The 22,934-nt window shown below is 64.6% G+C and carries 22 protein-coding genes; 4 read left to right on the top strand and 18 right to left on the bottom strand.

Features of this window, described 5'->3' with window-relative positions:
* Nucleotides 1–57 precede the first annotated feature (57 nt).
* Both ACXJ7R_RS04860 and ACXJ7R_RS04855 read left to right on the top strand, forming a co-directional pair.
* Nucleotides 58–1,056, top strand: coding sequence for a DMT family transporter (locus ACXJ7R_RS04860; protein WP_457150822.1), 999 nt, complete (start codon nt 58–60; stop codon nt 1,054–1,056).
* Nucleotides 1,057–1,192: 136 nt separating this feature from the next.
* The gene (locus ACXJ7R_RS04855; RefSeq protein WP_457150824.1) at nt 1,193–1,972 is read left to right on the top strand and encodes a DUF1194 domain-containing protein; all 780 of its coding nucleotides are present in this window, start codon (nt 1,193–1,195) and stop codon (nt 1,970–1,972) included.
* A 58-nt stretch (nt 1,973–2,030) separates the two neighbouring features.
* Here ACXJ7R_RS04855 and ACXJ7R_RS04850 read toward each other — a convergent pair whose 3' ends face one another.
* The 3 genes from ACXJ7R_RS04850 to flhA are packed head-to-tail and all read right to left on the bottom strand — an operon-like array spanning nt 2,031 to nt 5,253.
* The gene (locus ACXJ7R_RS04850) at nt 2,031–2,414 is read right to left on the bottom strand and encodes a hypothetical protein (RefSeq protein ID WP_457150821.1); all 384 of its coding nucleotides are present in this window, start codon (nt 2,412–2,414) and stop codon (nt 2,031–2,033) included.
* Between the two features lie 2 nt (nt 2,415–2,416).
* Entirely contained in the window at nt 2,417–3,169 is a 753-nt protein-coding gene (gene fliR, locus ACXJ7R_RS04845) for a flagellar biosynthetic protein FliR (protein ID WP_457150820.1), read from the bottom strand.
* Entirely contained in the window at nt 3,166–5,253 is a 2,088-nt protein-coding gene (gene flhA / locus ACXJ7R_RS04840; RefSeq protein WP_184876557.1) for a flagellar biosynthesis protein FlhA, read from the bottom strand. The genes fliR and flhA overlap by 4 nt, the downstream gene beginning before the upstream one ends.
* 122 nt (nt 5,254–5,375) lie before the next feature.
* Here flhA and ACXJ7R_RS04835 point away from each other — a divergent pair, with 122 nt between their 5' ends.
* Both ACXJ7R_RS04835 and ACXJ7R_RS04830 read left to right on the top strand, forming a co-directional pair.
* Nucleotides 5,376–5,675 (top strand): putative quinol monooxygenase, encoded by a 300-nt coding sequence (locus ACXJ7R_RS04835; protein WP_457150819.1) that lies wholly within the window; start codon nt 5,376–5,378, stop codon nt 5,673–5,675.
* A 176-nt stretch (nt 5,676–5,851) separates the two neighbouring features.
* Nucleotides 5,852–7,633 (top strand): chloride channel protein, encoded by a 1,782-nt coding sequence (locus ACXJ7R_RS04830; RefSeq protein ID WP_457150818.1) that lies wholly within the window; start codon nt 5,852–5,854, stop codon nt 7,631–7,633.
* Between the two features lie 27 nt (nt 7,634–7,660).
* Here the strand turns inward: ACXJ7R_RS04830 and ACXJ7R_RS04825 are convergent, their stop codons facing one another.
* The 15 genes from ACXJ7R_RS04825 to fliF all read right to left on the bottom strand — a co-directional run bounded on the left by ACXJ7R_RS04825 (nt 7,661) and on the right by fliF (nt 22,793).
* Nucleotides 7,661–9,304 (bottom strand): MFS transporter, encoded by a 1,644-nt coding sequence (locus ACXJ7R_RS04825; RefSeq protein WP_457150817.1) that lies wholly within the window; start codon nt 9,302–9,304, stop codon nt 7,661–7,663.
* Between the two features lie 210 nt (nt 9,305–9,514).
* Nucleotides 9,515–9,781 carry a flagellar biosynthesis protein FliQ gene (fliQ, locus tag ACXJ7R_RS04820; protein ID WP_095084529.1) on the bottom strand — a complete coding sequence of 89 codons (267 nt, stop codon included), beginning with the start codon at nt 9,779–9,781 and terminating at the stop codon, nt 9,515–9,517.
* A gap of 22 nt (nt 9,782–9,803) precedes the next feature.
* Nucleotides 9,804–10,211, bottom strand: a complete 408-nt coding sequence (flgD, locus tag ACXJ7R_RS04815; protein WP_095084528.1) for a flagellar hook assembly protein FlgD — start codon at nt 10,209–10,211, stop codon at nt 9,804–9,806.
* The gene (gene flbT, locus ACXJ7R_RS04810; RefSeq protein WP_457150816.1) at nt 10,211–10,654 is read right to left on the bottom strand and encodes a flagellar biosynthesis repressor FlbT; all 444 of its coding nucleotides are present in this window, start codon (nt 10,652–10,654) and stop codon (nt 10,211–10,213) included. Before flbT ends, flgD begins: the two co-directional genes overlap by 1 nt.
* Complete coding sequence (gene flaF / locus ACXJ7R_RS04805; protein ID WP_457150815.1) at nt 10,651–10,998, bottom strand: flagellar biosynthesis regulator FlaF; 348 nt, start codon at nt 10,996–10,998, stop codon at nt 10,651–10,653. The genes flbT and flaF overlap by 4 nt, the downstream gene beginning before the upstream one ends.
* A gap of 31 nt (nt 10,999–11,029) precedes the next feature.
* Entirely contained in the window at nt 11,030–12,073 is a 1,044-nt protein-coding gene (locus tag ACXJ7R_RS04800) for a flagellar hook-associated family protein (RefSeq protein ID WP_457150814.1), read from the bottom strand.
* A gap of 3 nt (nt 12,074–12,076) precedes the next feature.
* Nucleotides 12,077–13,531 carry a flagellar hook-associated protein FlgK gene (gene flgK, locus ACXJ7R_RS04795; RefSeq protein ID WP_457150813.1) on the bottom strand — a complete coding sequence of 485 codons (1,455 nt, stop codon included), beginning with the start codon at nt 13,529–13,531 and terminating at the stop codon, nt 12,077–12,079.
* Between the two features lie 27 nt (nt 13,532–13,558).
* Nucleotides 13,559–14,815, bottom strand: coding sequence for a flagellar hook protein FlgE (locus ACXJ7R_RS04790; RefSeq protein ID WP_457150812.1), 1,257 nt, complete (start codon nt 14,813–14,815; stop codon nt 13,559–13,561).
* A gap of 100 nt (nt 14,816–14,915) precedes the next feature.
* Nucleotides 14,916–15,584 carry a response regulator transcription factor gene (locus ACXJ7R_RS04785; RefSeq protein ID WP_111547800.1) on the bottom strand — a complete coding sequence of 223 codons (669 nt, stop codon included), beginning with the start codon at nt 15,582–15,584 and terminating at the stop codon, nt 14,916–14,918.
* Nucleotides 15,585–15,805: 221 nt separating this feature from the next.
* Nucleotides 15,806–16,393: a transglycosylase SLT domain-containing protein gene (locus ACXJ7R_RS04780; protein WP_457150823.1), complete on the bottom strand. Its 588-nt coding sequence runs from the start codon at nt 16,391–16,393 to the stop codon at nt 15,806–15,808.
* Nucleotides 16,323–17,747, bottom strand: coding sequence for a flagellar hook-length control protein FliK (gene fliK / locus ACXJ7R_RS04775; protein WP_457150811.1), 1,425 nt, complete (start codon nt 17,745–17,747; stop codon nt 16,323–16,325). The genes ACXJ7R_RS04780 and fliK overlap by 71 nt, the downstream gene beginning before the upstream one ends.
* Nucleotides 17,744–19,123, bottom strand: coding sequence for a chemotaxis protein MotC (locus ACXJ7R_RS04770; RefSeq protein WP_457150810.1), 1,380 nt, complete (start codon nt 19,121–19,123; stop codon nt 17,744–17,746). Before ACXJ7R_RS04770 ends, fliK begins: the two co-directional genes overlap by 4 nt.
* Nucleotides 19,120–20,520 (bottom strand): MotB family protein, encoded by a 1,401-nt coding sequence (locus ACXJ7R_RS04765; protein ID WP_457150809.1) that lies wholly within the window; start codon nt 20,518–20,520, stop codon nt 19,120–19,122. Before ACXJ7R_RS04765 ends, ACXJ7R_RS04770 begins: the two co-directional genes overlap by 4 nt.
* Entirely contained in the window at nt 20,517–21,143 is a 627-nt protein-coding gene (locus ACXJ7R_RS04760; RefSeq protein ID WP_457150808.1) for a hypothetical protein, read from the bottom strand. Before ACXJ7R_RS04760 ends, ACXJ7R_RS04765 begins: the two co-directional genes overlap by 4 nt.
* A gap of 3 nt (nt 21,144–21,146) precedes the next feature.
* Complete coding sequence (gene fliF, locus ACXJ7R_RS04755) at nt 21,147–22,793, bottom strand: flagellar basal-body MS-ring/collar protein FliF (RefSeq protein WP_457150807.1); 1,647 nt, start codon at nt 22,791–22,793, stop codon at nt 21,147–21,149.
* Between the last annotated feature and the right edge of the window lie 141 nt (nt 22,794–22,934).

The following is a 22,934-nucleotide window of genomic DNA, read 5'->3' as shown; positions in this document are numbered from 1 at the left end:
GAAGTGGTTGGAGCCATCGCAAACCCGCGACGGGCTTTAGTCCGAGGGATGCGGTGTATGTCCAAGCTTAGGGCCAATTTGCTGCTGCTGCTTGCCGCTGCCCTATGGGGCTTGGGCAATGTCGCGCAAAAGACAGTGCTTGTTCATCTCGACGCGCTGAGTGCCGTCGGCCTGCGCTGCCTCATCGGTGGGCTGCTTGTGCTGCCCTTTGTCTTGACCGAAAGGCGACTGCCGRCCGGGCCGGGCCATTTCTCCAGCCTGGCCAGGGTGGGTGCGCTGTTTGCCATCTCCATCACGCTTCAGCAGCTTTGCTATCTCGGCGCCACTGTCACAAATGCAAGCTTCCTGGTGAGCACCGCAACCGTGATGACACCACTGGCCGCCTGGCTGCTCATCGGCGAACGTCCGACAGCGAGTCTTGCCGCCGCCGCCGGGCTGACAATGGTCGGTGCCCTGCTTTTGTCCGGCGGGTTCGCCAGTCTCAGCAGCGGCGATCTCACCGCCATCCTGTCGGCTGCCTGCTATGCGCTCTGGATGGTCGAGCTCGGCCGGCACATGCAGACCCATGCGCGGCCGTTCACCGCGGCGGCGACACAGTTCCTCGGCGCCGCCGCCTTCGCCCTGCCGCTCGGGGCAATGCGAGGCAACCTTTCACTGGCCGCGGTATTTGCAGCCGGCCCGGAACTGGCGGTCCTCGGCGTGTTCTCCACCGCGATCGCTTTCGGCATACAGATTGCCGCACAGCGCTTTACCTCCGCTAGCCATGCCGCCGTGATCGTCAGTGCCGAAAGCGTCTTCGGGGCTCTAGGCGCGGCGATCTTGCTCGGTGAGCGGAACTCACCCGCAGGCGCACTGGGTGCCGCGATCATTCTCGGTGCGATCCTGTCCGTCGCAATGTCGAACCGAACGCCGCGGGCGCGCGCGCCCCTGCTGACCGGCCCGATTCCGCCCTTCCACGTGGCCCCTGCCTTTGCCGCGGCGCCTGCGGCCTGGGCGGGCCATCGTCCCGCTGCCAATTCAGATCCAATGGAGGAACGTGATGAGCCTAAGCGGTGATGCGAACGTGTTGCCGAGCGGACCGCCGCTCAACACAGGGCCCATGGTCTCGGTCGGCGGCCGGACCTGTCGCAAGGGCACTGTAATGGTGGCGCTGGCAAGCTTTCTGGCACGGGCGATACGCAGCGGCATTCTGATGCAGACGGTCAGAGCGCTGGCAAAGCGGGCCAGCTGTTATTTGAGAGTGGGGGGAACGCTTGTCGCTTCGGTGTTTTGGGGGCTGCAGGCACATGCCGCCAATGTTGATGTTGCTGTCGTATTCGCAGTCGATTACTCGTCTTCGATTGATCCGGAGATTGCTGACCTGCAGCGGGAGGGACATGCCGCAGCGCTCACTTCGCCCGAGATCATCGCGGCCATCACCCGAAATTATGTTGGCTGCATCGGCGTGGCCTACTTTGAATGGTCGAGCCCCGGGCACACACGCATGGTGCTGCCATGGACAAGCATCTGCGGGCTGGAAGATGCCAAGGCGGCTGCGTCGGTGATCAACAAGAGAGGCGATACCGGCAATATTCGCAGAGGGCGAAGCGGAACATCCGTTTCCTCGGCCATCGACGTCGGAAGTCTTCTGCTCGACCAGTTTCCTGGAAAGGCGGCCAAGAAAGTGATCGACATCTCTTCCAATGGTGAGAACAACGACGGACTTCCTGTTCAGCCGAGCAGGCTGAACGCCATTGCCAAGGGATACACGATCAACGCGATCGCCATTCCAACGGAAGATGAGAATCCCGACCAACCATTGGCATCCTATTTTGCCAAATTCGTCATTGGCGGATCCCAAGCTTTTGTCATAACGCCGAAGGGGCCAAACGACTACACTATGGCTCTTCGCCGCAAGCTGGTCACTGAAGTTAGCCTGAACGTCGACCGGCAATTCCCGCAGCAGGCGGATGGGCGCTCTTCGCAACCGTAATTCCTGACATTGAGCGGATTAGTCTGACAGATTTGGGCCAACTATCAGCACCCAGGCGCTACTCTGCGGTCCGCTTCTGCGCGATCAGGTCGAGGCGCTCGCGGTCGGAGCGTTCGCGCTCGTCGCGGTTGCGCACGTCCTTGTAGGCGCGCTCGACCATGTTGGTGCGGGCGGTTGCCGCGGCGATGAGGCTGGCTTCCTGCCTGGCGCTTTCGAGGCTCGCCTCCTGGCGTCCGACCGCGCTGGCAATGCGGCGATGATAGAGATCGGGAAACACGCCTGAGAGGGAATCGGCCCGGTCGAAATGCCCGACCAAATCCCGGGCTTCGGTCTCGGCGGCGCCGGCCGCGGCAAGGAAGGTGGCGTGACGGGTTTCGTGCAGCGCCTTCAGCTGCTCCTGCACCTTGACCAGTTTCTTCAGCCGGTCCCTGCGCGTGCTCATGGCTATCGTGCCAATGTCAGGTCGACAAAGCCGGCGACGAACAGCGACAGCATGGTGCCGACGGCAAAGTAGAAGATGATCATGCCGCCGGCGATGATGAAGGGCTGCGAGATGAAATAGATCGGGATCTGCGGGGTCAGCTTGTTGACGAAGCCGATCGTCAGATTGACCAGAATGGCATAAGCGACAAACGGACTGCCGAGCCGGATGACCAGGAAGAACGTGTCCGATACCGTGTCGGTGACATCGACGAGTGCGGCCTGCGGGTTGAAGAAGATGTTGACCGGCGCCACCGTGTAGGAGGTCACCAGCGCGCGCACGATCTCATGGTCGAAATCAAAGACGAACAGCATCAACAGGGCTGAGAACGAGATGATGGCGGCAAGGGCTGCCTGCGGCTCCGGCTCCTCGATCGCCGGTCCGCCGGTGCCGCCATAGCCGATCAGCATGGCGATGGCCGAGCCCATGAAGCGCAAGGCTTCCATGTAAAGCCTGGTCATGGCGCCGATCAGCCCACCGACCAGGAGTTCCGAGATGATCATCGGCACCAAAATTTGCGGTCGCGGATCGACGAAGGGAAAGATGCGGTCCCACAGGAAGGCGAGCAGGCCGCCGGTGGCGGCGACCGCGACGAACAGCCTGACCTGGACCGGGACGCGGGCGCTGGACAGGCCGGGCATCAGCATGAAGCACGCGCCGATGCGGCAGAAGGCGAGGAACGCCGCGATGAGGACGCCTTGCGAGAGAACGCTCACGATATGGTCCCGAGCACCCTGATCTCGACGCCCTTGGCGATTTCGACGTGGCTGAGCACCGGCAGCGTGGTGAACAGCCGCTCGATGATCATGCGCACATAGGGGCGGGCGTCGGGCGCGGTGACCAGCACGAAGCGCTCGCCGGCTTCCAGATGTTTCTTGATCGCCTTGGTCGCGTCCTGGCCGAACTCTTCCAGCTGGCGCGGATCGATGTCGAACTCGCGCACCTCGCCCTTGGCGTCGCGCTTGAGGCTCTGGTGAAAGGCGAGGTCCCAGCGATTGCCGAGGCGCAGCACCTTGAGCACGCCGCCTTCCGAGAGGTCGCCGCAGATCTGCTGCGCCATGCGGATGCGGACATGCTCGACGATCTGCTCGGTACGGCGCACATGCGGCGCGATCTCGGCGATCGCCTCGATGATCAGATGCAGATTGCGGATCGAGACCCGCTCGGCGAGCAGCAGCTTAAGCACCGCCTGCAAGCCGGGATAGGAGATGTGCGTGGTGCAGATCTCGTCGGCGAGCTTGCGGTACTCCTGGTCCTGCCGTTCGAGCAGCGCCTTCATGTCCTTGTAGGACAGAAGCTGCGGCAGGTTGTTGCGGATGACCTCGGAAAGATGGGTGAGCAGAACCGACATGTTGTCGGCGAAGGTGTAGTTCTCGCGCTTCAGGTCTTCGGCGAAGGTTTCGACCACGGAATAGGCGCGCATGCCGAAGGCCGGCTCGCGGATTTCCTCGCCCGGTATTTCGGGAATGTCGCGGTTGCCGAGCAGCACCATGATCTCGCCGACGCGCATCTGGTATTCGGCCACCACGGTGCCGTGCACCTTGATCTGGTAGCTCTTCGGCGGGATGGCGAAATCGTCGGCAACCCGCACTTCCGGCACCACGAAGCCGTATTGCGTGGCGAATTTCTTGCGCATCTTGGACATGCGGAAAACCAGTTCCTGATGCGACACCAGCAACCGCGTCGACAGCTGCTTGCCGATCAGCAGTTCGATCTCGGCGGTGGCGAGCGACGCCTTGACCGAGTTCTTTTCCTCTTCGACCTTGGTCGCCTTCTCCTGGTCCTTGATCGCTTCGGCGGCGGCGACCGCGCGGTTGTGGCGCATCGGGATGATGTAGCCGAGGCCGGCCATGCCGGCGGCCAGCGCAAAGAACGGAAACAGCGGCAGGCCGGGCATCAGGCCGAGCAGCACCAGCAGCGATGCCGCCACATAGAGCGCGCGCGGATGGGCGCCGAGCTGGCCGAACACCGCCTGGTTGGTCGAACCGCGCGTGCCGCCCTTGGACACCAAAAGGCCGGCGGCCAAGGAAACGATCAGCGCCGGGATCTGGGTGACGAGGCCGTCGCCGACGGACAGCTTGATGAACACGTCGGCGGCTTCGCCCATGCCCATGCCGTGCCTGATATAGCCGATGGCGATACCGCCGACGATGTTGATGGCGGTGATGATGAGGCCGGCGATGGCGTCGCCGCGGACGAATTTCGAGGCGCCGTCCATCGAGCCGAAGAAGGAGGATTCTTCCTCCAGCTCGCGGCGCCGCAGCTGCGCCGTCTTGTCGTCGATCATGCCGGCGGAGAGATCGGCGTCGATCGACATCTGCTTGCCGGGGATGGCGTCGAGGGTGAAGCGGGCGCCGACTTCGGCGATACGGGTGGCGCCCTTGGTGATGACGATGAAGTTCACCACGATCAGGATCATGAAGACGATGAGGCCGATGACGAAGTCGCTGGCCATCACCAGCTTGGAGAAGCCGGCGATGACATATCCGGCCGCGTGCGTGCCTTCATTGCCATGCGACAGGATCATGCGCGTGGTGGCGATGTTGAGCGACAGCCGCAGCATGGTGGCGATGAGCAGAACGGTCGGGAACGACGAGAAATCGAGCGGTCGCTGGATCCACAGTGCCACCATCAGGATCAGCACCGAAAGCGCGATCGAGAAGGCGAGGCCGATGTCGATGAGAAAGGCTGGGATCGGCAGGAACAGCACGGCCAGGATGATGACGATGCCGATGGCGAAGAAGACGTCGCGGCCGTTCTTGGCCACTGCGCCGGGCTGGATGCTTTCGCTGATCGCCATGTCGTCCCCAAAATGCCAAGCCTGCCAGCACGGCAGCCTTGTGAGCCTAACCGGCCAAGCTTGCGCGAGGGTGGGAGACTGGCTACTGGGCTCTCGACCGCCGCTTCCAAAAAGGAAATCCCATGCTCCTGATCATCGGCACCATCCGCTTGCCGCCGGAAAAGCTCGGGGAAGCGAAGCCCGCGATGGAGCGCATGGTCTCGACCAGCCGCGCCGAGCCCGGTTGCCTCGAATATTCCTATGCGCAGGACGTGTTCGATGCCGGGCTCATCCGGGTCACGGAAGTCTGGAGCGACAGGACAGCGCTCGATGCGCATTTCCGCTCGCCGCACCTTGCGGACTGGCGTGCAAGCTGGCCGGCACTTGGCATCGGCGAGCGCAACCTCGTGCTCTATGAGGCCGGCGATCCCAAACCGACCTGATCGATCTGTCAGGCAACGGCAGCCGTTCGCGTTCCACCAGATCCCACCGCCGCCGCGACTAGTCGCCCGATGCCACAATGGCGCCTTGTCTGTCGCCAATGTGGTTGCCATGCCGTGTCGCCGGGCGTATCAGGCGGGCTTTCCACTGCCTTTTCCGATATCGGCGAGCCGCCCCGGTGCTTTCCAGAAACAACAGCGAAGTCTACGCCCGCCGGCTCCGCGCGGTGCTGATCAGATCGGTGCCGCTGCTCGAGGCGCGGGGCATCGCCGTGGTCATCCTGGCCGGTGTCGTCGGGGTGATGGCAGGCATGCTCGTCACGGCGATGAGCGAGATCGTGCAGGACCTCCACGGGCTGCTGTTCGGCGTCCAGCCCGGTGGCCGGCTTTCAGGCATGTTCTCGCTCGCCAACCCGATGCAGGCGCTGATACCGGCGATCGGCGGCATCCTGCTCGGGCTGACGGTGATCTGGCTCAGACTGCGCAAATTCCGCACGCCGATCGACCCGATCGAAGCCAACGCGCTCTATGGCGGGCGCATGTCGCTCACCGACACCTTCATCATCGCCGGCCAGACGATGATCTCCAGCGGTTTCGGCGCCTCGGTCGGCCTGGAAGCCGGCTACACGCAGGTCGGGTCCGGCCTGGCGTCGCGGCTGGCGGGCCTCTTTCGGCTGCGCCGCAACGATGTCCGCATCCTGGTCGGATGTGGCGCCGCCGGCGCCATAGCAGCCGCCTTCGACGCACCACTGACCGGCGCCTTCTATGGTTTCGAACTGGTCATCGGCATCTATTCGGTCGCCAATGTCGCGCCTGTCATGACCGCCGCGATCTCAGCCTCGCTGACGGCGGAAGTGTTTGGCGGGGTGCCGTTTCCGCTCGAGCTTTCGGGCCTGCCGGCGCTGACCGCCAGCCAGTACGTGCCGTTCCTGCTGCTCGGCCTGCTCGGCGGTGCGGCCTCGATCGCCATCATGCATCTGGTGACGCTCATCGAACGCGGTTTTGCCAGGCTGTCGATCGATGCGTCGCTGCGCCCCGTCATTGGCGGTGTCATTGTCGGGCTGCTCGGCCTCATCACGCCGCAAGTCCTGTCCAGCGGCCACGGCGCGCTGCATCGCGAATTCGCGATGAACTACGGTCTGGCCGTGGTGGCCAGCGTCTTCGTGTTGAAACTGGCGGCGTCCGCCATCTCCTTGGGCTCGGGCTTTCGCGGCGGGCTGTTCTTCGCCTCGCTGTTCCTCGGTGCGCTGCTTGGCAAGGCGTTTGCCGGTGTGATGGCGCTGGTCTCGCCGGCCACCGGCATCGACCCCGCTGTTGCCGCCGTCGTCGGCATGACGTCGCTCGCCGTCGGCGTCGTCGGCGGTCCGCTGACGATGACCTTCCTGGCGCTGGAATCGACCCGCGACCTGACGCTGACCGGTGTCGTGCTGGCGGCTTCGATCATGTCGGCGATCCTGGTGCGCGAGACCTTCGGCTACTCCTTCTCGACATGGCGCTTCCATCTGCGCGGCGAGACCATCCGCAGCGCCCACGACGTCGGCTGGATGCGCAGCCTCACCGTCGGCTCGATGATGCGCAAGGACATCAAAACCATCCATGCCTCGACGACGCTGGCGGCCTTCCGCAATCAAGTGCCGCTCGGTTCGGCCCAGCGCGTCATTGCCGTCGACGCGGGCGATCACTATGTCGGCGTGCTGATCGTGGCCGAGCTGCACAGCGATCCTTCCGATGGCGAGGTGGCGGTGCGCGATCTTGCCAAGTACAAGGACGCCGTGCTGGTGCCGAGCATGAACGTGCAGTCCGCCGCCGAGACCTTCCAGCGCGCCGGCGCTGAAGAGCTCGCCGTGGTCGAGGATTTCGCTGACCGCATCGTGCTGGGACTGTTGACCGAAGGCCATCTGATGCGGCGCTATGCCGAGGAACTCGACAAGGCGCGCAGGGACCTGTCGGGCGAAGGGTAGTGCACGTCGCCCAAAGGTGGGGCCCGGTTAGTGCTCGATCGGTCCCTTGGCCATCACGAGCGCGGTGCCCGCAGTCGTCGGGCGCTCGATCATGCGGCGCACGCGGGGCAGTTCGTCGCCGCTGTGCAGCGCCCGCAAGCGGTCGCCGATGATGGCGTCGGCGTGGGTGATGCGTCCATTGTGGCGCACATATTCGAGCCAGGTCGGCGTATGATAATGCTCGATCCAGATCGCCGGATTTTCGAGGTCGCGTGCCAGCGTCCAGTTGCGGGCGCCGTCACGGCGGCGGATGCGGCCGCGTTCGGCCATGGTGGCGAGGAACTCCGGCACGTCCTCGTCGCGGATGATGTATTCGATCATGATGGCGATCGGACCGCTGCGCGGCTTGAGGTCGAGAGCAAGGTGCGGCTCCTTGAAGCGGTTGAGCGGATCGAGGTTGAGCACCTGCTGCTGCGGCAGCGGCAGCAACAAGCCGATGGCACCGCCGGCCAGCATGGCGATGCTTGCCGCGATCAGCGCGGTTTCGGCGCCATGCGCATCGGCGACGACGCCCCAGATCCAGCTGCCGAGCGCGATGCCGCCGAAGGTCGCGGTCTGATAGACCGACAGGACCCGGCCGACCACCCAGCGCGGTGTCGCCATCTGCACGGTGACGTTGAAATGCGAAAGGGCGATCACCCAGCAGGCACCGCCGACAAGCAGGCCGAGCGACGTCTGCCAGGCGTGATGGCTGACGGCGGCATTGAAGGCGCAGGCGGCAAAGCCGGCGAAGGCTGAGCGCACCATCGTCTCGCTGGACAGCAGCTGCCGTAGCCGCACGCTGATCAGCGCGCCGCCGACCGCGCCGATGCCGAAAGCGCCGAGCATGATGCCGTAGGTCAGGGCATCGCCCTTGACGACATCGCGCGCCACCAGCGGCAAGAGCGCCAGCACCGCGCCGGCGCTGAAGCCGAAAGCGGCGCCCCTGACAAGCACCTTGCCGATGTTGGGCGACATGGCGACGTAGCGCAGGCCGGCGCCCATGGCCGCGCCCAGCGACTCGCGCGGCAAGGTCGAGACCGGCAGGTCCGGCTTCCAGCGCGCCAGCACGACGATCAGGCCGATATAGCTCACCGCGTTGGCCGCGAAGGCCGCCGCCGCGCCGGCGGCGGCGACGATGATGCCGCCGATCGCCGGGCCGACGCTGCGGGTCAGGTTGAAGCCCATCGAGTTGAGCGCGACGGCGGCCGGCACCTTGTTGCGGGGCACGATGTCGCCGACTGAGGCCTGCCAGGACGGGCTGTTGAGTGCGGTGCCGCTGTCGATCAGGAAGGTGAAGGCCAGCAGCGTCCACGGCGTCATCAGGCCGGCATAGGTGAACAGGGTCAGAAGCACCGAGACGACCAGCATGAAGGTCTGGGCGATCAGCATCACCTTGCGCCGGTCGAAACTGTCGGCGATGGCGCCGGCGACGAGCGCAAACAGCATGATCGGCAAGGTGGTCGAAGCCTGGACCAGGGCCACCTGATAGGACGAAGTGGCGATCGTCGTCATCATCCAGGCGGCGCCGACGCCCTGGATCAGGCCACCGAAATTCGAGACGAGACTTGCGGCCCATACGGCGCGGAAAATGCCGTGCCGGAAAGGCGCCAGCGCCGAAGCGCTCTCGCTTTCCGGCTTTTCGTCAATCATCGGTAGGTCCCTGCCATGTCGTGCCTGCTCGTCAGACGATCCGTTTGCTCAGATCATTTGCCGAAAGTAGGGCATGGCGGTTGAAAGGGCGAACACCTTTCGAAAAAGGTCATGGTCCAACAATGGGATAGAGGCAGTCCACGTCTCCATCCGCAGCGGTCGCGGATCCCGATGGTTCGGCACGGACCGGCGCGGCTTTCGTCGACTTGCTCAGAATCCGTTCTGGATGCGCTCGAAGATGACGTTGGTGAAGGCCGATATCTGGCTGCCGATGAAGGGGCCGGTCAGCGCCACCACCAGCATGATGGCGACGATCTTCGGCACGAAGGTCAAGGTGATCTCCTGGACCTGCGTCAGCGCCTGGATGAGGGCGATGCCGATGCCGACCGCCATGGCGACCAGCACCACCGGAGCGGACGCAGTGAGCACCGTCCACACCGCGTACTGGACGATGTCGAGAGCGTCGGCCTCGTTCATGGGACTGGCCCTGCCGGAAGCGTCAGCTCGCTGCCTTGATCGAGACGCCCGGGCCGACCGCGACCTCGGTGCCGTTCTGCAGCACGGCGATGAGGCCGCTGCTGGCGAGGCGCACCGACGCCACCGTGCCCGTCGTCTTGCCGTCGGCTGAGGTTATCGAGCGCCCGATCAGCGCATCGGCCTGCGACAGCGCCGAGGACGACATGATCTGGTCGAGCTTGGTGTTGGTCTGCACCGATTGTTCGACCTGCGAGAAGGTGGCGAGCTGGGCTACATACTGCGTCGAATCCATCGGCTTGGTCGGATCCTGGTTCTTCATCTCGGCGATCAGAAGCTTCAGGAACGACTGGTAGTCGACCGCCGTCTTCGAGGTCTGCTGGCTGGCCTGGTTGGCGCCGGTCGGTATCGTCGTCGTCATGTCCACGTTCATCAGTATCGTGCTCCCACAGCTAACGGGCGCGCGGCACCCGGAACATAGTCATTGTCGCCAAGCGCGCGGCGTTCGAGCGGATAGAGCGCGCGGATGGCCTTCAGCGCCTCGTAGATATGATCCTCGCCGACCATGCGGTCGATCTGTTTCAGTCCAGCGCAGATCTGGGCGTCCTCGAAGCTTGCCAGCAGCAGCGGCAGCGAACGCCGGAACATGTCGCGCGCCTCGGCCGCGCCGGCCGGATTCATCAGCATGACCTGCAGGATGAAATACAGCTGCTTGAGCGGCGTCGAGGCGTCTTCGGCCTGGATCACATGGCTTTCGAGCAGGAACTGCACGTCGTTCATCAATTCGACGGTGACCTTGCGGTCGACGCGGATGACGGCGCCGTTGATGTAGATCTTCTCGTTCGGCTTCAGCGATATCTTCAACGTGTTGGTCATTGAATGCCGTCCCTGATGATCTGGGACACCTCGATCAGCCCTTCGAAATTGTTGGTGCGGCCTTGGCGAATGTCCTCTGCCTCGCGCAGCAGCCACAGGCCGATGGAGATGAGGTTGGCGCGCAGTTCCTTGGGCAGGGCGTTGTCGCTGGAGCCGAGATCTTCGACGAAGGCGGTCCAGACGCGGTTGGTGAAATGCAGCGCCTCGACCGCTTCCATCGAGCCGAGGCCGGCGGCGGCCGCCGCCGACAGCATGTCGATCGAACGGGTCAGGAGCTYCCGCTCGCGGTCCTTTGCGTCGGCGACGGAGGTGCTCTGGATATCGGCGTAGGAGAATTGGTACATCGGTGGGGCTCTACCGTTCCGTTAAGCGTTGTCAGGTCAGGTAATTCAACAGGCTGAGCTGCTGCAGGCGCGCGGTCAGTGCGAAGGACGTTTCGATGTGCTGTGTCAGGTCGGCAACTCGGGTCGCGGCCTCGGCCGGATCGACGCCTTCCAGATCGAGAATGTGCCGTTCGAAAAGGTCGACCTGCGTTTTCATGCGGTCGTTCGCATCGGAAACCCGCTTCTGGACGATGCCGGTCTCGGACTGAATCTGGCCAATACCGCTCAGCGCTTCGCCGACCAGTGCCGTGGAGCGGCTGACGACCTTGTTCTTCGCGGCCTGGCTGATGTTGCTGGACATCAGGCTGGAGACCATGGCCGCCGCCATGGCGAGCTTCTGGATGCCGTCGCTGTTGGCGCTGGTCGAAGTCGGGGTGGTTTCGTTCAGGGCGATTCGGCTGACGATCTGCTGGTCGGTGGCGTTCGACCAGTTGCCTTGCCAGCCCGCGCCCATGAATTGCGGCACGACGTCGTTGGTGATGAAGTCGTCCATCTGGGTAGCGGTGATGTTGGCCGCTGCAGGGTCATCCTGGGTGAAACCGAAATTGGCAACGAAGGCGGCATCGAAGGCCGCCTTGGCGGGCGAGCCGGCCGCGGTGAAGTCGTTGATCGGCTTGACGTCGGTGTTGGTGCCGGCAAACAGGTACTCGCCATTGACGCTGGTGTTGAGGATCGAGGTCAGCTGCTGGATGGTCGCCTTGCCCGAGGCTTGGGTGAGACTGTTGGAAGAATCGCTCGATGACGCGGTGGTCAGGGCGGACAGAAAGGACTGCGCCGCGGTCGAGAGCTGGCTAAGAGAGGTCTGCGTCGAAGACAAGCGGGAGCCGACCAGGCCGTTGGAGTCGATGATGACGTTGAGGCGGTCGAGATCGCGCGAGAAGGTGACGGACTGCGCGGTGCGCGCTCCGAGAGCCAGGCCGACATCGGCGACCCTGCCGGTCGAGGACTCTTTCGTGGCTTTGACAAGCTCCGCCTGCATGCGCATCTGCTGGGAGCGCATGGCGTTCGATATGGCGGCTGACGAGACTGAAGTCATGGATTATCCCACCGCGTTGAGCAAGGCCGTCATCATGTCGTCGACGGTTTTCATCATCCGGGCCGATGCCTGATAGGTGTGTTCGAGGTCGAGCAGCAGGGACATTTCCTGGTCGACATTGACGCCGGTCGCGTTGGACAGCGCCTCGGCGCTGCGCGATGCCAGTGCTTCCTTGGCGTCGGAGGCGGTCGATGCCTGCTGGCGCACGCCCTCGAACCAGCCGATCGAGTTGGCCGCGTAGTCGGAAACGCTGGACGTTGCCGAAACCCCGGCGGCCGGGTCGAAGGCCATAGGTTTGTCGAGCCGGTCGCCATAGGCAACTAGAAGGTCGGAATAGGAGGCGCCGCCGCCGGTGTTGGCGACATAAGCGGCACCATTGGCACCGCCATCGCGCAGCAGCGTCGGATTGCCGCCGGCGCTTGGGTCCATCGCCGCATTGACGCTGATCGATCCGGCAAGGCCGTTGACCAACGTGCCGGCTGCCGGCACCGCCGGCGCACCGGACCAGGTGAACAGGCCGGCGGCATTGGGCAGCGCAGGCGCGGTTTCGGCAAAAGCCGTGATCAGGCCGCGCGCGGTTTCGTCGAGCTGGCTCTGCATGGTCGAGGCGACACTGTCGCGCAATTGCAGCAGGCCAGCGAGCTTGCCGCTGGCGCTGGTGTTGCCGCCGGCTCCCGCCGAGATCGGCACATTGTCGATATAGACCGCGTTGCCGGCGGCACCGGCGGTGTAGCCGGCCGACGGCGCGAAGCTGACCGTGCGCGGAATGGTTTCGAACAGCGTCGTGCCGTCGCCAGTGGTGACGACCATGTCATTGTCGCCGCGCGTGAAGGTCGAGACCGGGATATAGTCCGAGATCTTCTTCAAAAGCGCGTCGCGCTGGTCGAGCGCATCGGAGACATCGGTGCCGGAACGGGTTCCGGAAATGACAGCGGTGTTGGCATCCTGGAACTGGCTGAGCAGCGAGTTGAGGTCGTCGACCGCCGTGGCGATCTGGCCGTCGGTCTGGGTGCGGAAATCCTGGATCGCCGTGGAGCCCTCGTTCAGGGATCGCACGACCTGCCTGGCGGCATCGACGACGCTGGCGCCGAGATTCTGGTTGGACGGCGAGGTGGCATAGAGCTGCAGCGCCTGCTGCAGATTGCCGATCGCGGTCGAGGGCGAGGACGCATTGTCGACGCCATTGACCGATACCCCCAGCTGATCCATGCCGCTGTAGAGCGCGTTCTGGCCGCTCCAGGCCGACAGCGCGCTGAGGTTCTGGCGGAACAGCAGGTCGTTGGCGGCGCGCCGGATATCAACCGAACGCGCGCCCGGCGCCGTGCTTGTGACGACGGCCTGGCGGCGCGAATAGTCCGGATTGTCGGCGTCGGCGACATTGCGCGAGACGACGCTGGTCTGCCGCGCGGTGTTCATAAGCGCCGATTGGGCGATGCTCAGTGCAGTGGACAACGACATGCGGGTCTTTCACGGGGAGTGCCCGTTTTATCTCTTCAGGTTGACAAGGACGTCCATCAGATCGGAACCGGTCTGGAAGACTTTCGAATTGGCGGTGTAGCTGCGCTGTGCCGCGATCATATTGGTCAGTTCTTCGGCGATATCGACGTTGGAATTCTCGAGTGCGCCGGAGATGATGGAGCCGGCCTTGCCCTCATTGGCAAAGCCGATACGGACCGCGCCGGATTCGGTGCCCTGTGCGTAGACGTTGCCGGGCAGCGCGTTGAGCTGGTCCGGGCTCTGCACGTCGGCCAGCGGGATCTTGTAGAGCGCCTTGGTGGAGCCGTCCTTGTACTGCGCCGAGATGGTGCCGTCCTTGCTGATCTGGATCTTGTCGATGGTGCTCGGTGCGTTGCCGTTCACCTGGGCATCGGAAACGGTGAATCCGGCGCCGAGCTGGGTCAATGCCGACAGGTCCAGCGAAAAGGCGGCGCCATTGGGCACCGTCAGGCTGACGCTGTTGACGGCACCGGTGAGCTTGCCCGTGGTGGTGTCGAAGGTCAGGTTGGCCGAGCCCAATGCGCCGCCGGTGTAAGGGAACGACGTCCCGGCGGTGGCCTTCGACTGATCGAAGACCGCCACCTGCCAGGTGCCGGCGCCGGTGTTGGTGAAATAGACGTCGAGCAGCTTCTTGTTGCCGAGATTGTCGTAGGCGACCATCGAGGATTTCGACGTGTACTGCGCGCCCGCCGCGTTGGTGGTGGGCAGATTGCCGGCGGCGACCGGCGTCGCGCCTGCCGGCAGGTTGCCGCTGTAGGTACCCTGGGTGCTCGGCGTTGCCGTCATCCCCTGGTCGGAGATGAGCACCGGGGTCAGTCCCTCGAAGCCGTTCACCGTTGCCGCCGGCACGCCGTTTGCGTAGCTGTAAGCCATCAGCTGGAAGCCGGCCGCGTTGACCAGCCTGCCCTCCGCATCCGGTACGAAGGCGCCGGCTCGGGTCAGGAAAGGTGTTCCGCTCGGATCTTGAACGACGAAGAAACCGTCGCCGTTGACGGCAAGGTCGGAGACCGAGGTCGTGTATTGAAGCACGCCTGGATCGCTGACCGCCTGCCGGATCGTCGTGGTGACGCCGCCGGAATTGTAGGCGCCGCCCGTGCTCGGCATGACCAGCGACGAAAATTCGGCGGAGGACCGCTTGTAGCCGGTGGTGTCGGAATTGGCGATGTTGTCGGCCGTGGTGGACAGCCGGTTTGCCTGTGCATTCATGCCGGAAACGCCGGTCCGCATCATTCCGTAGAGGCTCATCGAAACGTCTCCCCAATGTGGATGCCGCTGGCTCCAATGCGGATGCCACTGGCTACGAGGCTACGCATCCTGTCTTGCGCGAGGCTGGCGCGGGGCTGCATCAGAAGACGAGCCGGTAGCCAAGGAAGCGCTTGGAATCGATCGGGTCGGTGCCCAGCTTCTCGCGCAGCTTCTTGCGCAATTTGCTGATGTGGCTTTCGACCACGTTCTCCTCGACCTCTTCGTCGAAGATGCCGTAGATGGCGTTGAAAACCTGGGTCTTTGTGACCCGGCGGCCGCGATTGCTGGCCAAATATTCGAGGATGCGTCGCTCGCGGCGCGGCAAGGGCAAAGGCTGGCCGTCGATCTCGGGATCGCGGCCATCCATGAAGATGCGCATGGCGCCAATCTCGGTGTAGGCGACATCTTCCTGGGCGCGGCGGCGGATGGCGGTGATGCGGGCGAGGATCTCGCGGATGTGGACGGGCTTGCGAATGACGTCGTCCACGCCGCTCTCGAACAACCGCAGCGTGTTTTCCAGCGAGTGCTGTTCGCTCAAGGCGATGACCGGTGCGCCGGTGCGGTCGCGGATCTGACGGGGAGAGATCGAGCCTTCGCGGCAGTCGCCGATCAGGAAGGCTCGAACCGACCTCAGGTCGGTATCCGCCGCCGAGCTTACCCACTCGCCGAACTCGCCCGGCGCGAAGCCCGCGCAGGCGACACCCTCACGGTCGAAAAGTGAATTGTATCCCTCTGTTACGAGCTCGCGCTCGTCAACGATTACAATCATCGGCCCGCCTCCGAATCAAATCATTTGCCCCGTGAGAAAAGGCGTATCCGCTGGCGAGAATCCTGAACAACCGTCATTTCTTGTAGCTAGTTTCTTGGGAGTCTGGAATCGCGCCGGTTGCATTAGCCTGCAACCAGATATGCTTTCGGCGGCAAGTTCCGGCCAAGTCAAAGCGACAACCCGGGACGGCGCGAACGGCGTATTGGATGCCGAAGATACGCCTACGGGTTGCAGAAGCCGCGGGCGTTCGCGGTCCATTTTCCAAAGCCGGTGGCGACCATGTTGGCAATGACGCGGCAGACATAGATCTTCTGCGCCGGATCGTTGTCGGGACCGGCATGATAGCGGGCGACTGCCATCGACCAGGTCTCGTGACGGGCATGGAGGCTGGCCAGGAAGCGCGCCGCATAGTCGACGTTCTGACGCGGATCGAGCATGTCCTCGACGCTGCGGAAATGCGACGCGTGGTAGTGATGGTTGATCTGCATGCAGCCCAGATCGATGAGCGTCTTGCCTTCGCGCCGGGCGTTGGCGAAGGCGGCAAGGGCCTCGGTCCGGCTTCTCGGAAAGACCGCTTTTCCTTCTATATTCAAAGCGTTGGGCTGAAGGCTGCCCTTGTTTCCGGTCTCCGTCAGGCCCACGGCATAGAGGATGCCGGCCGGCACGCCATAGCGGTCGGCGGCACGCAGGATCTCCGGCTCGCAAGGGTTGGTGGCGGCAGCGGCAGCGCCTGCCGCGCTAGATAAACATATCGCCGCCAGCGCGCTCGCGAGAAGGTGAAGTGCCGCGGCCGTAGTCCTGCGCGTCATCATTTCGGTTTCCTGAGGATTGCTGACCCGGGTGCTGACCACCCGCTCCACCATTGCCGCTGCCCGGGTTTCCAGGTTGGAAGGATGATGGATCGCGGCCCGACGCGCTCGGCAAAGGGGCGGTCGCATCGGTGCGGGTTGCAGCAGGAACCGCTACCGAAGGTTGCAGGATCGTAACCTTGTCAACCTCGAAGCCGAGCCCGCGCAGCGATTTGGCGATGGCCTCGCTGTCGGCGGACAAACGACGATAAGCGTCGTGTGTTGCGGGCTTCAATTCAATCGAAAGTTGTTCTCCCGAGAGGCGAAGGTTGGCCGTCACCATGCCGAGTTCGGCGGGGTGAAGTTCGATCTTCAACACATGTGTCGGAACGGCAACAGGGCTGCCCAGCTGGGTGGCCGCGGATGAGGCTGGAAGGGCCTTTTGCGGGCCGCCATCGGCGGCTATGGCGTTGACCACATTGAGGGCTGCCTGGCTGATGGGACTTTGCGGTGGCGCCGGGAAGCTCTGTTGCGACACGACGTCGATGCGTGTGGCGGACAGGGATTGTTTTCCGGCTTCGGGCCGTAACGAGGACTGGACATCCTCGATGCTTTTCATCACCGGCGCGGTGTGTTTCGATTGCACGCCGGGCACATCGGTGGTTGTGGCGTCCGGCAGCTTCTGGGCTGTTACGACGGTGTCACGCTTCAGCGTGCTGGAGGCAATGCCGGCAGCACCCAGCGGCTGGCCGTCAAGCTCTGTCAAAGGCCCGTCGACGATCGACACCTGCTCAGGCTTCGACTTGGTTTCGACGATTTCGTTTCCGGCCGTGGACTTCGACCGATAGGTTTTTGGGAGCGGAGCCTGCGCGTTGAGCGCCGGGTCCGTTGGGCTCTCGCCGTTAGCCGCGTCGCGCCCGCTTGCCTTGGTCGATGTCGAGAAATGGCGCAGGTCATGGAAAGCGATCAGCAGCGGCAGATGGTCCTGAAGCGGCACGGCATCCGCGTCAGGCGCCGTCTCTTCGGCGTCGGCATCGTCCTTGTGCGACTTCGCTTCCAAATCGTCCTTGGCTTCCAAATCGTCCTCGCCGCTCTTCACGGCCGGCAACTTGGCCGAGACGATCTTTCCGGGATCGGCCGGTGTCGGCTCGGCCTTGCCGCCATGCCCGGCAAGGTTGGCGGCGAGCTTGCCCCAGCGCTGCTCGCGCGATCCCGCCTCGGTCGTCGGATGCCGTTCCGGGCGGCCCGGACTGGCCTCGCCATGCAGGATTTTGCCAAAGCCTGCGTTGTCCTTCTTGCCGTTCGCCGCCGGTTGCTCCGATGTTGCGCGCGCGTTGGCAAATCCTGGCAAGGCCGAGCCGAGGCTGGTGGTCATTTGGGGGCGGCTCCAAGCATCTGGTCGATCAGGTCGAGCTGTCGACGTGTTTTGTTCATGGCGGCATCGGTCGGGTCGGTGGGCTCGGGACTGGCCGCGGGCGATGGCGCTGACGCCTGCACGACGGTCGCCGCATCGGCAGGTGCAACCGCAGCCGCCGGCGTTTCCGGAACACTGGCGACCGGTCCGCCGGAGGCTGCAGTGACAGCAGGTTGCTCGGCGATGGCGCCTTCGACGGGTGGCAGCCCGCTGGCGTCGGCGCCTTGCGCCGCGACGGTTTCAGGCGCTGGCGGCCGCTCGGCCGCGACAACTGGCCTTTCCTCGGGGAGGGGGGCGGGCGGTGCGACGACTTCGCCGGCGATGGCCTGGGCGGCGTCGAGCAAGGCGCGGTCGCCTTCCGACAGCTTGCTGCGGTCGATCTTGCCGAGTTTGGCGCGGACGTCTTCGATGGTGCCCGAGGTCACGGTGGAAAGACTGGCGTAAAGCAGGGCGCGCGGATCGTCCAGGTTGGTGTTGCCGTCGCGACCCTGCTCGGCTCGCGCCGAAGCGAAGGCCGACAGGTCGTTCAGACCGTCGATTGCGGCACGGCGGGCGATGCGCAGATAGATCACCTTCTCACGCTCGGGATCCATCATCGAGGTGATGTCGGCCAGCTTGTCCTGGCTGATCGACATGTGCAGCGCGATGACGCCGGAGACGAAGGAGTCGGCGAACTGGCTGGCATAGGGCGAATAGAGGTAGCGCTCGACATACTGGGTCGACGCGCGTGCGAAGCGTGCCGCGTCACCCTGCGCACCCGCAATGCCGACCGAACGGCGCAGTGCTGCTTCCTCGACCAGCGTGCCGGGGCTGAGCAATCTTGCCTCGTCGAGCAAACCGAGCGCCGCAGCCGGCTGGTCGCCGGCAAGCAGCGAGCCTTTTACCAGGGCAAGGAAAGCGCCGAGGTCGGGAGGCAGCGTCATCGGATCGATCGGCTTCAACGCTTCGATCGCCTCGCCGGGCCGGCCATTGAGATAGTCGATCACCCCTTTGGCCACGGCAAGGCTTTGTGGGTCCGTCGTGGCGCGCGACGTGGCGGCCTCGACAGTCACCGGATTGCCGCCGCTCATGCCGTAGACAAGCAGGGCGCGAAAGTTCTTGGGATCCTTGAAATCCTCGGCGTCCGCCGTGCGCAGGCGCGCATCCACCATCTCGAGCAGCTTGGCCTGCATCGGCAGGGCGGCATGATCGCCAGCGGCGATGCGGTCCTGGATGAGCTGCAACGAGCGCACCAGCTGATACGGCTGCAACGCGTCCTGGGCGAAGCCGGCTGACGGATATCCGCCGGCCAGCAGCAACAGGCCAATCAACCGGCTGGTGACGGCCGCCCGCCTCATCCGCCGGCCGCCATCAGGATCTCGATGCGGCGGTTCACAGCCGCCAATGGATTCGCCGGGTCCTTCGGCTGGCGGTCGGCGAAACCGGCGACCTCTGTGATACGGCGTTCATCCACGCCACCGCGCACGAGCATGTAGTAAGCGGAATGCGCGCGCGCCGTCGACAGCCGCCAATTGTCGTAGCTGTCGCTGCGGAATGGCCGTGCATCGGTGTGGCCGTTGATGCTGATGGTGCCCTTCTGGCTGTTGACGATGCGGCCGATCTTTTCCATCGCCAGCACCAGTTCGCGGCGCGGCAGCGCCGAGCCGACCTCGAACATGCCGAAGTCGAGCTGGTCGGTGATCGAGATGACGACGCCCTTGTCGGTGGCTTCCACCGAGACGCCGTCATGCAGCTTGTCGCCGGGCTTGAAGGCATCGGCCAACTGCCGCTTGACGTCGGCCGCAGCCTTGATGGCGGCGGCGGTCGGCGCCTTCTCCCCGGTGTCGGGCTTGGCGGCCTCTTGCGCCTTGGCCTCGGCCTTGGCTGCGTCCGCGGCTTTGGTGTCGTCTGGTTTGGTCTCGCCCGGCTTCGCGTCGCCCGGCTTCGCGTCGCTTGGCTTCGTGCCTGTTGGCTTGGTGTCGCCGGCCTTCGTCGTTGCCGCGTCGGGGCTCGCGGCTTGCTTGCCGGTCGTGTCCACTGCCGGCGTTTCGAGCGGTGCGGCCGCGACTGGTGGCACGGCCTTGACCTTGGGCACTTGCGTTTCGGCAACCTTGTCACCGGGCTTCAGCGCATCGCCCTCGATTTTGGCACGCTGGGCGCTGGCTTCGGCGCCGGGCGCCGCCACCTGCTGCGACCAGAAATCAGGCTCGAAGGGATCGCGATAGGAGGCGCCGCCGGAAGCGCCGGTCGCCGGGCCGGCAGCTTGGGCGCCGCCATCGCCCTTCTGGCTGACATTCTGCATGACGCCGGTATCGGTGGCGATTTCCGACAGCACCGCGTAGGGGTCGGCGAACAGATGCTCGTCGGAGTGTTCCGCCTGCGGCAGTTCCTGCTTCTCCTGTTTGCGGTCCGCGGAGCCATCGCCGTCCTGGCCGGCCTTGTTGGTCGCCTTCTGTGGGTTGTCGGCCGTCGTCCCCATCGCGCGCGGACCGTCGCCGAGATCCTCCAGACCCTTGCGGCTCGAATTGCGGTCGACCAGCTTGACCGGGTTGAAATAGCTGGCGACGGCTGCCTTGGTCTGCTCGTTGGCGGCATTGATCAGCCACATGACCAGGAAGAAGCACATCATCGCCGTCATGAAGTCGGCGAAGGCGATCTTCCAGACGCCGCCATGGTGGGCATCGTCATGGTCGTCGTGACCTCGACGAACGATGATGATCTCCTGGTGAACCTGTCCGGCATCGGCGACGCTCATGCCAGGACCTCGGAAAGGGTCGTCGACCATTCGGCCATGCGTGTCTCGAACACCGCCTCGTCGATGGCGACCGTGAGATCGAAGCCTGGTGTCTCGGTGAAGTCGAGATTGGCGGCGCGGGGCCCGAGCGATGCCTTCAGCGTTTCGAACAGCGAGAGCGGGCCGCGCACGGCGATGCGCACCGCTTCGGCATCGCCGACCGCCTCGCGTATGGCGCCGGCAAGGGCCTCGATCGAGCGTTTCTGCAGATCGTCGCTGACGATGCCGCCGATCATGCGGGCGACGGTGGCCGCGACCAGCCCGGTCACGCGTGCCTCCATGGCATCGATGCGCAACGAGACCGCCTTGCCGACATCGTCGCCGAGGCTTTCGAGAAATACCCTTGCTTCCTCGGCATTGGCCTGGCGTTCGGCTTCGAGCGCGGCTTCATGGGCAATCGACAGGCGTGCCTCGAGCGCCGCCTCGGCCTGGGCAACCGCTTCCGCGATCAGCGTGCCGATATCGGCTTGCGGTGCCGGCGCGTCTGGCTTGTGTTCGGGATCGGCCGCGGCCCGGGGCTGACCGACACGTTGCGTGCGGGTACCGAAATCAGGCAGAAGGTCGAAAAGGGCTACGGAGGGCATGGTTTAAGCCGCGACTTCCTGAGCGGCCCATTTGCGCAGGATCTGCGCGGTGCGCTCCTCGTTGAGGTCGACCATTCGGGCAAGCCGCTCCTGCGGCGCCGGCCTGATCTTCTGGCGAAGATCGTCGAGCGGTGTCGGACCGGAGCGCGCACCGGGCAAGGCGCCGACGCCAGCGCTTTCGGCGTTTGCACTTGCTTCGGGTGTCGGTAGCGAGCGTTGGACGTCTTCGTAGCTGGGGCCTGTAAGTGCCGGCGTCGCCTTTGCCGTCAGCGCCGCCGCCATCGGCCTCAGGCCGAAGAAGGCGACCAGGAACACCACGACGATGAAGGCGCCGGCGTTGATCAGCGTGCCGGCATGCTGGCCGATGGAATCGAGCATCCCAGCCTGCGGGATCGCCTCGCCGTCCAGCCMGTCGATGAACTCGACCGCAGAGACGTCGATGACGTCGCCGCGCTTGTCGTCGAAGCCGGTGGCCGAGGTCACCATCTTCTGGATCTCGGCGACGCGCTTGGCAATCTGCTCCGGCGTGGCGTCCTTGCCGAGGATGGTCWCCAGGCGTTGCTGGTTGACCACGACGGCGATCGACATCTTGGTGACGGTGTAGCCGTTGGAGACGGTGGCGATCTTCTTCGAGTTGATCTCGTAGTTGGTGATCTCTTCCTTGCGGTCGTTCTGCGAGGAGGATTGCGGACCGTCGGTGGCGGTTGCCTGGGTCTCGGGCAGGTTCTGCTCGACGCTGGCTGGCGTCGAGGCCTGCTTCTGGTTGTTGTTTTCGTTGGCGCGCACCGACTGCACCGAGCGCTCGACGCGTGAATTCGGATCGAAAATGGTTTCTTCCGTCTGGCGGGTGTCGGTGTTGACCTCGGCCTTGACGCTGGCGCGGAAGTTGTCGGGGCCGAGATAGGCCGTCAGCGCACGGCGGATGTTGTCGCCGATCTGCGCCTCGACGGTCTGCTCGACACCGAGCGTGCGGGCGGCGCTGGTGTTGGAAGGATCATCGCCCGCTGCCAGCAGATTGCCGCTGGAATCGAGCACGGTCACCTTGTCGGCCGACAGGCCAGGGACAGCGGCGGCGACGAGATGGCGGATCGACATGGCGCTCTTCTCGGCGTCGATGCCGGCGTAGCGGATGACCACCGATGCCGAAGGCTGCTGTTCGTCGCGGCGGAAATTGGCGCGTTCGGACATGACGATGTGGACGCGCGCCGCCTTGATGCCTGAAATCGACTGGATGGTGCGGGCGATCTCGCCCTCCAGCGCGCGCACGCGGGTGATCTGCTGCATGAAGGAGGTGAGGCCGAGCGAGCCGACATTGTCGAACAGTTCGTAGCCGGCATTGGCGCTGGTCGGCAGGCCCTTTTCGGCAAGCAGCATGCGCGCCTGCGCGGTTGTGCCGGCCGGCACCAGCACCGAGGTTCCGTCGGCGCCCACATCGAAGCCGATGCCGGCTTCGCCCAGCACCAGGCCGATCTGGTTCACGTCGGCGCGGTCGAGCCCGACATAGAGCGTGTCGTAGGCGGGACGGTTGAGATAGACCGAGGCGATGCCGATGACGCCCATCACCAGGACGGCGATGCCAGCCAGCATGGCAAGGCGCTTGACGCCAAAGCCGCGAAGATTCGAGATGATGCTCTGGATCTGTTCCGGCACGGTTCGACGACTCCCAGCATGACTGTCCGCCGGAACAGTAGTCTTCGAAGCTTGTGCGAAAATGAAATCGGGCCGCGCTTGCGGCGCGGCCCGTTAATCGGAGTGCGAAAAGGACGGTGCCGGTGGCGCCCGCGACTAGTT

The sequence above is a fragment of the Mesorhizobium sp. P5_C1 genome (assembly GCF_054049815.1).
This window is presented reverse-complemented; position numbering and strand designations above follow the sequence as displayed.

Excerpts from the sequence above, each read along its gene's own strand:
- ACXJ7R_RS04825 (WP_457150817.1), bottom strand. The coding sequence starts at position 9,304 with ATGATTGACGAAAAGCCGGAAAGCGAGAGCGCTTCGGCGCTGGCGCCT.
- ACXJ7R_RS04855 (WP_457150824.1), top strand. The coding sequence starts at position 1,193 with ATGCAGACGGTCAGAGCGCTGGCAAAGCGGGCCAGCTGTTATTTGAGA.
- ACXJ7R_RS04850 (WP_457150821.1), bottom strand. The coding sequence starts at position 2,414 with ATGAGCACGCGCAGGGACCGGCTGAAGAAACTGGTCAAGGTGCAGGAG.
- ACXJ7R_RS04760 (WP_457150808.1), bottom strand. The coding sequence starts at position 21,143 with ATGCCCTCCGTAGCCCTTTTCGACCTTCTGCCTGATTTCGGTACCCGC.
- ACXJ7R_RS04780 (WP_457150823.1), bottom strand. The coding sequence starts at position 16,393 with ATGACGCGCAGGACTACGGCCGCGGCACTTCACCTTCTCGCGAGCGCG.
- ACXJ7R_RS04785 (WP_111547800.1), bottom strand. The coding sequence starts at position 15,584 with ATGATTGTAATCGTTGACGAGCGCGAGCTCGTAACAGAGGGATACAAT.
- fliK (WP_457150811.1), bottom strand. The coding sequence starts at position 17,747 with ATGACCACCAGCCTCGGCTCGGCCTTGCCAGGATTTGCCAACGCGCGC.
- ACXJ7R_RS04800 (WP_457150814.1), bottom strand. The coding sequence starts at position 12,073 with ATGACTTCAGTCTCGTCAGCCGCCATATCGAACGCCATGCGCTCCCAG.
- ACXJ7R_RS04835 (WP_457150819.1), top strand. The coding sequence starts at position 5,376 with ATGCTCCTGATCATCGGCACCATCCGCTTGCCGCCGGAAAAGCTCGGG.
- ACXJ7R_RS04790 (WP_457150812.1), bottom strand. The coding sequence starts at position 14,815 with ATGAGCCTCTACGGAATGATGCGGACCGGCGTTTCCGGCATGAATGCA.
- ACXJ7R_RS04770 (WP_457150810.1), bottom strand. The coding sequence starts at position 19,123 with ATGAGGCGGGCGGCCGTCACCAGCCGGTTGATTGGCCTGTTGCTGCTG.
- flgD (WP_095084528.1), bottom strand. The coding sequence starts at position 10,211 with ATGAACGTGGACATGACGACGACGATACCGACCGGCGCCAACCAGGCC.
- ACXJ7R_RS04765 (WP_457150809.1), bottom strand. The coding sequence starts at position 20,520 with ATGAGCGTCGCCGATGCCGGACAGGTTCACCAGGAGATCATCATCGTT.
- flbT (WP_457150816.1), bottom strand. The coding sequence starts at position 10,654 with ATGACCAACACGTTGAAGATATCGCTGAAGCCGAACGAGAAGATCTAC.
- flhA (WP_184876557.1), bottom strand. The coding sequence starts at position 5,253 with ATGGCGATCAGCGAAAGCATCCAGCCCGGCGCAGTGGCCAAGAACGGC.
- fliQ (WP_095084529.1), bottom strand. The coding sequence starts at position 9,781 with ATGAACGAGGCCGACGCTCTCGACATCGTCCAGTACGCGGTGTGGACG.
- flgK (WP_457150813.1), bottom strand. The coding sequence starts at position 13,531 with ATGTCGTTGTCCACTGCACTGAGCATCGCCCAATCGGCGCTTATGAAC.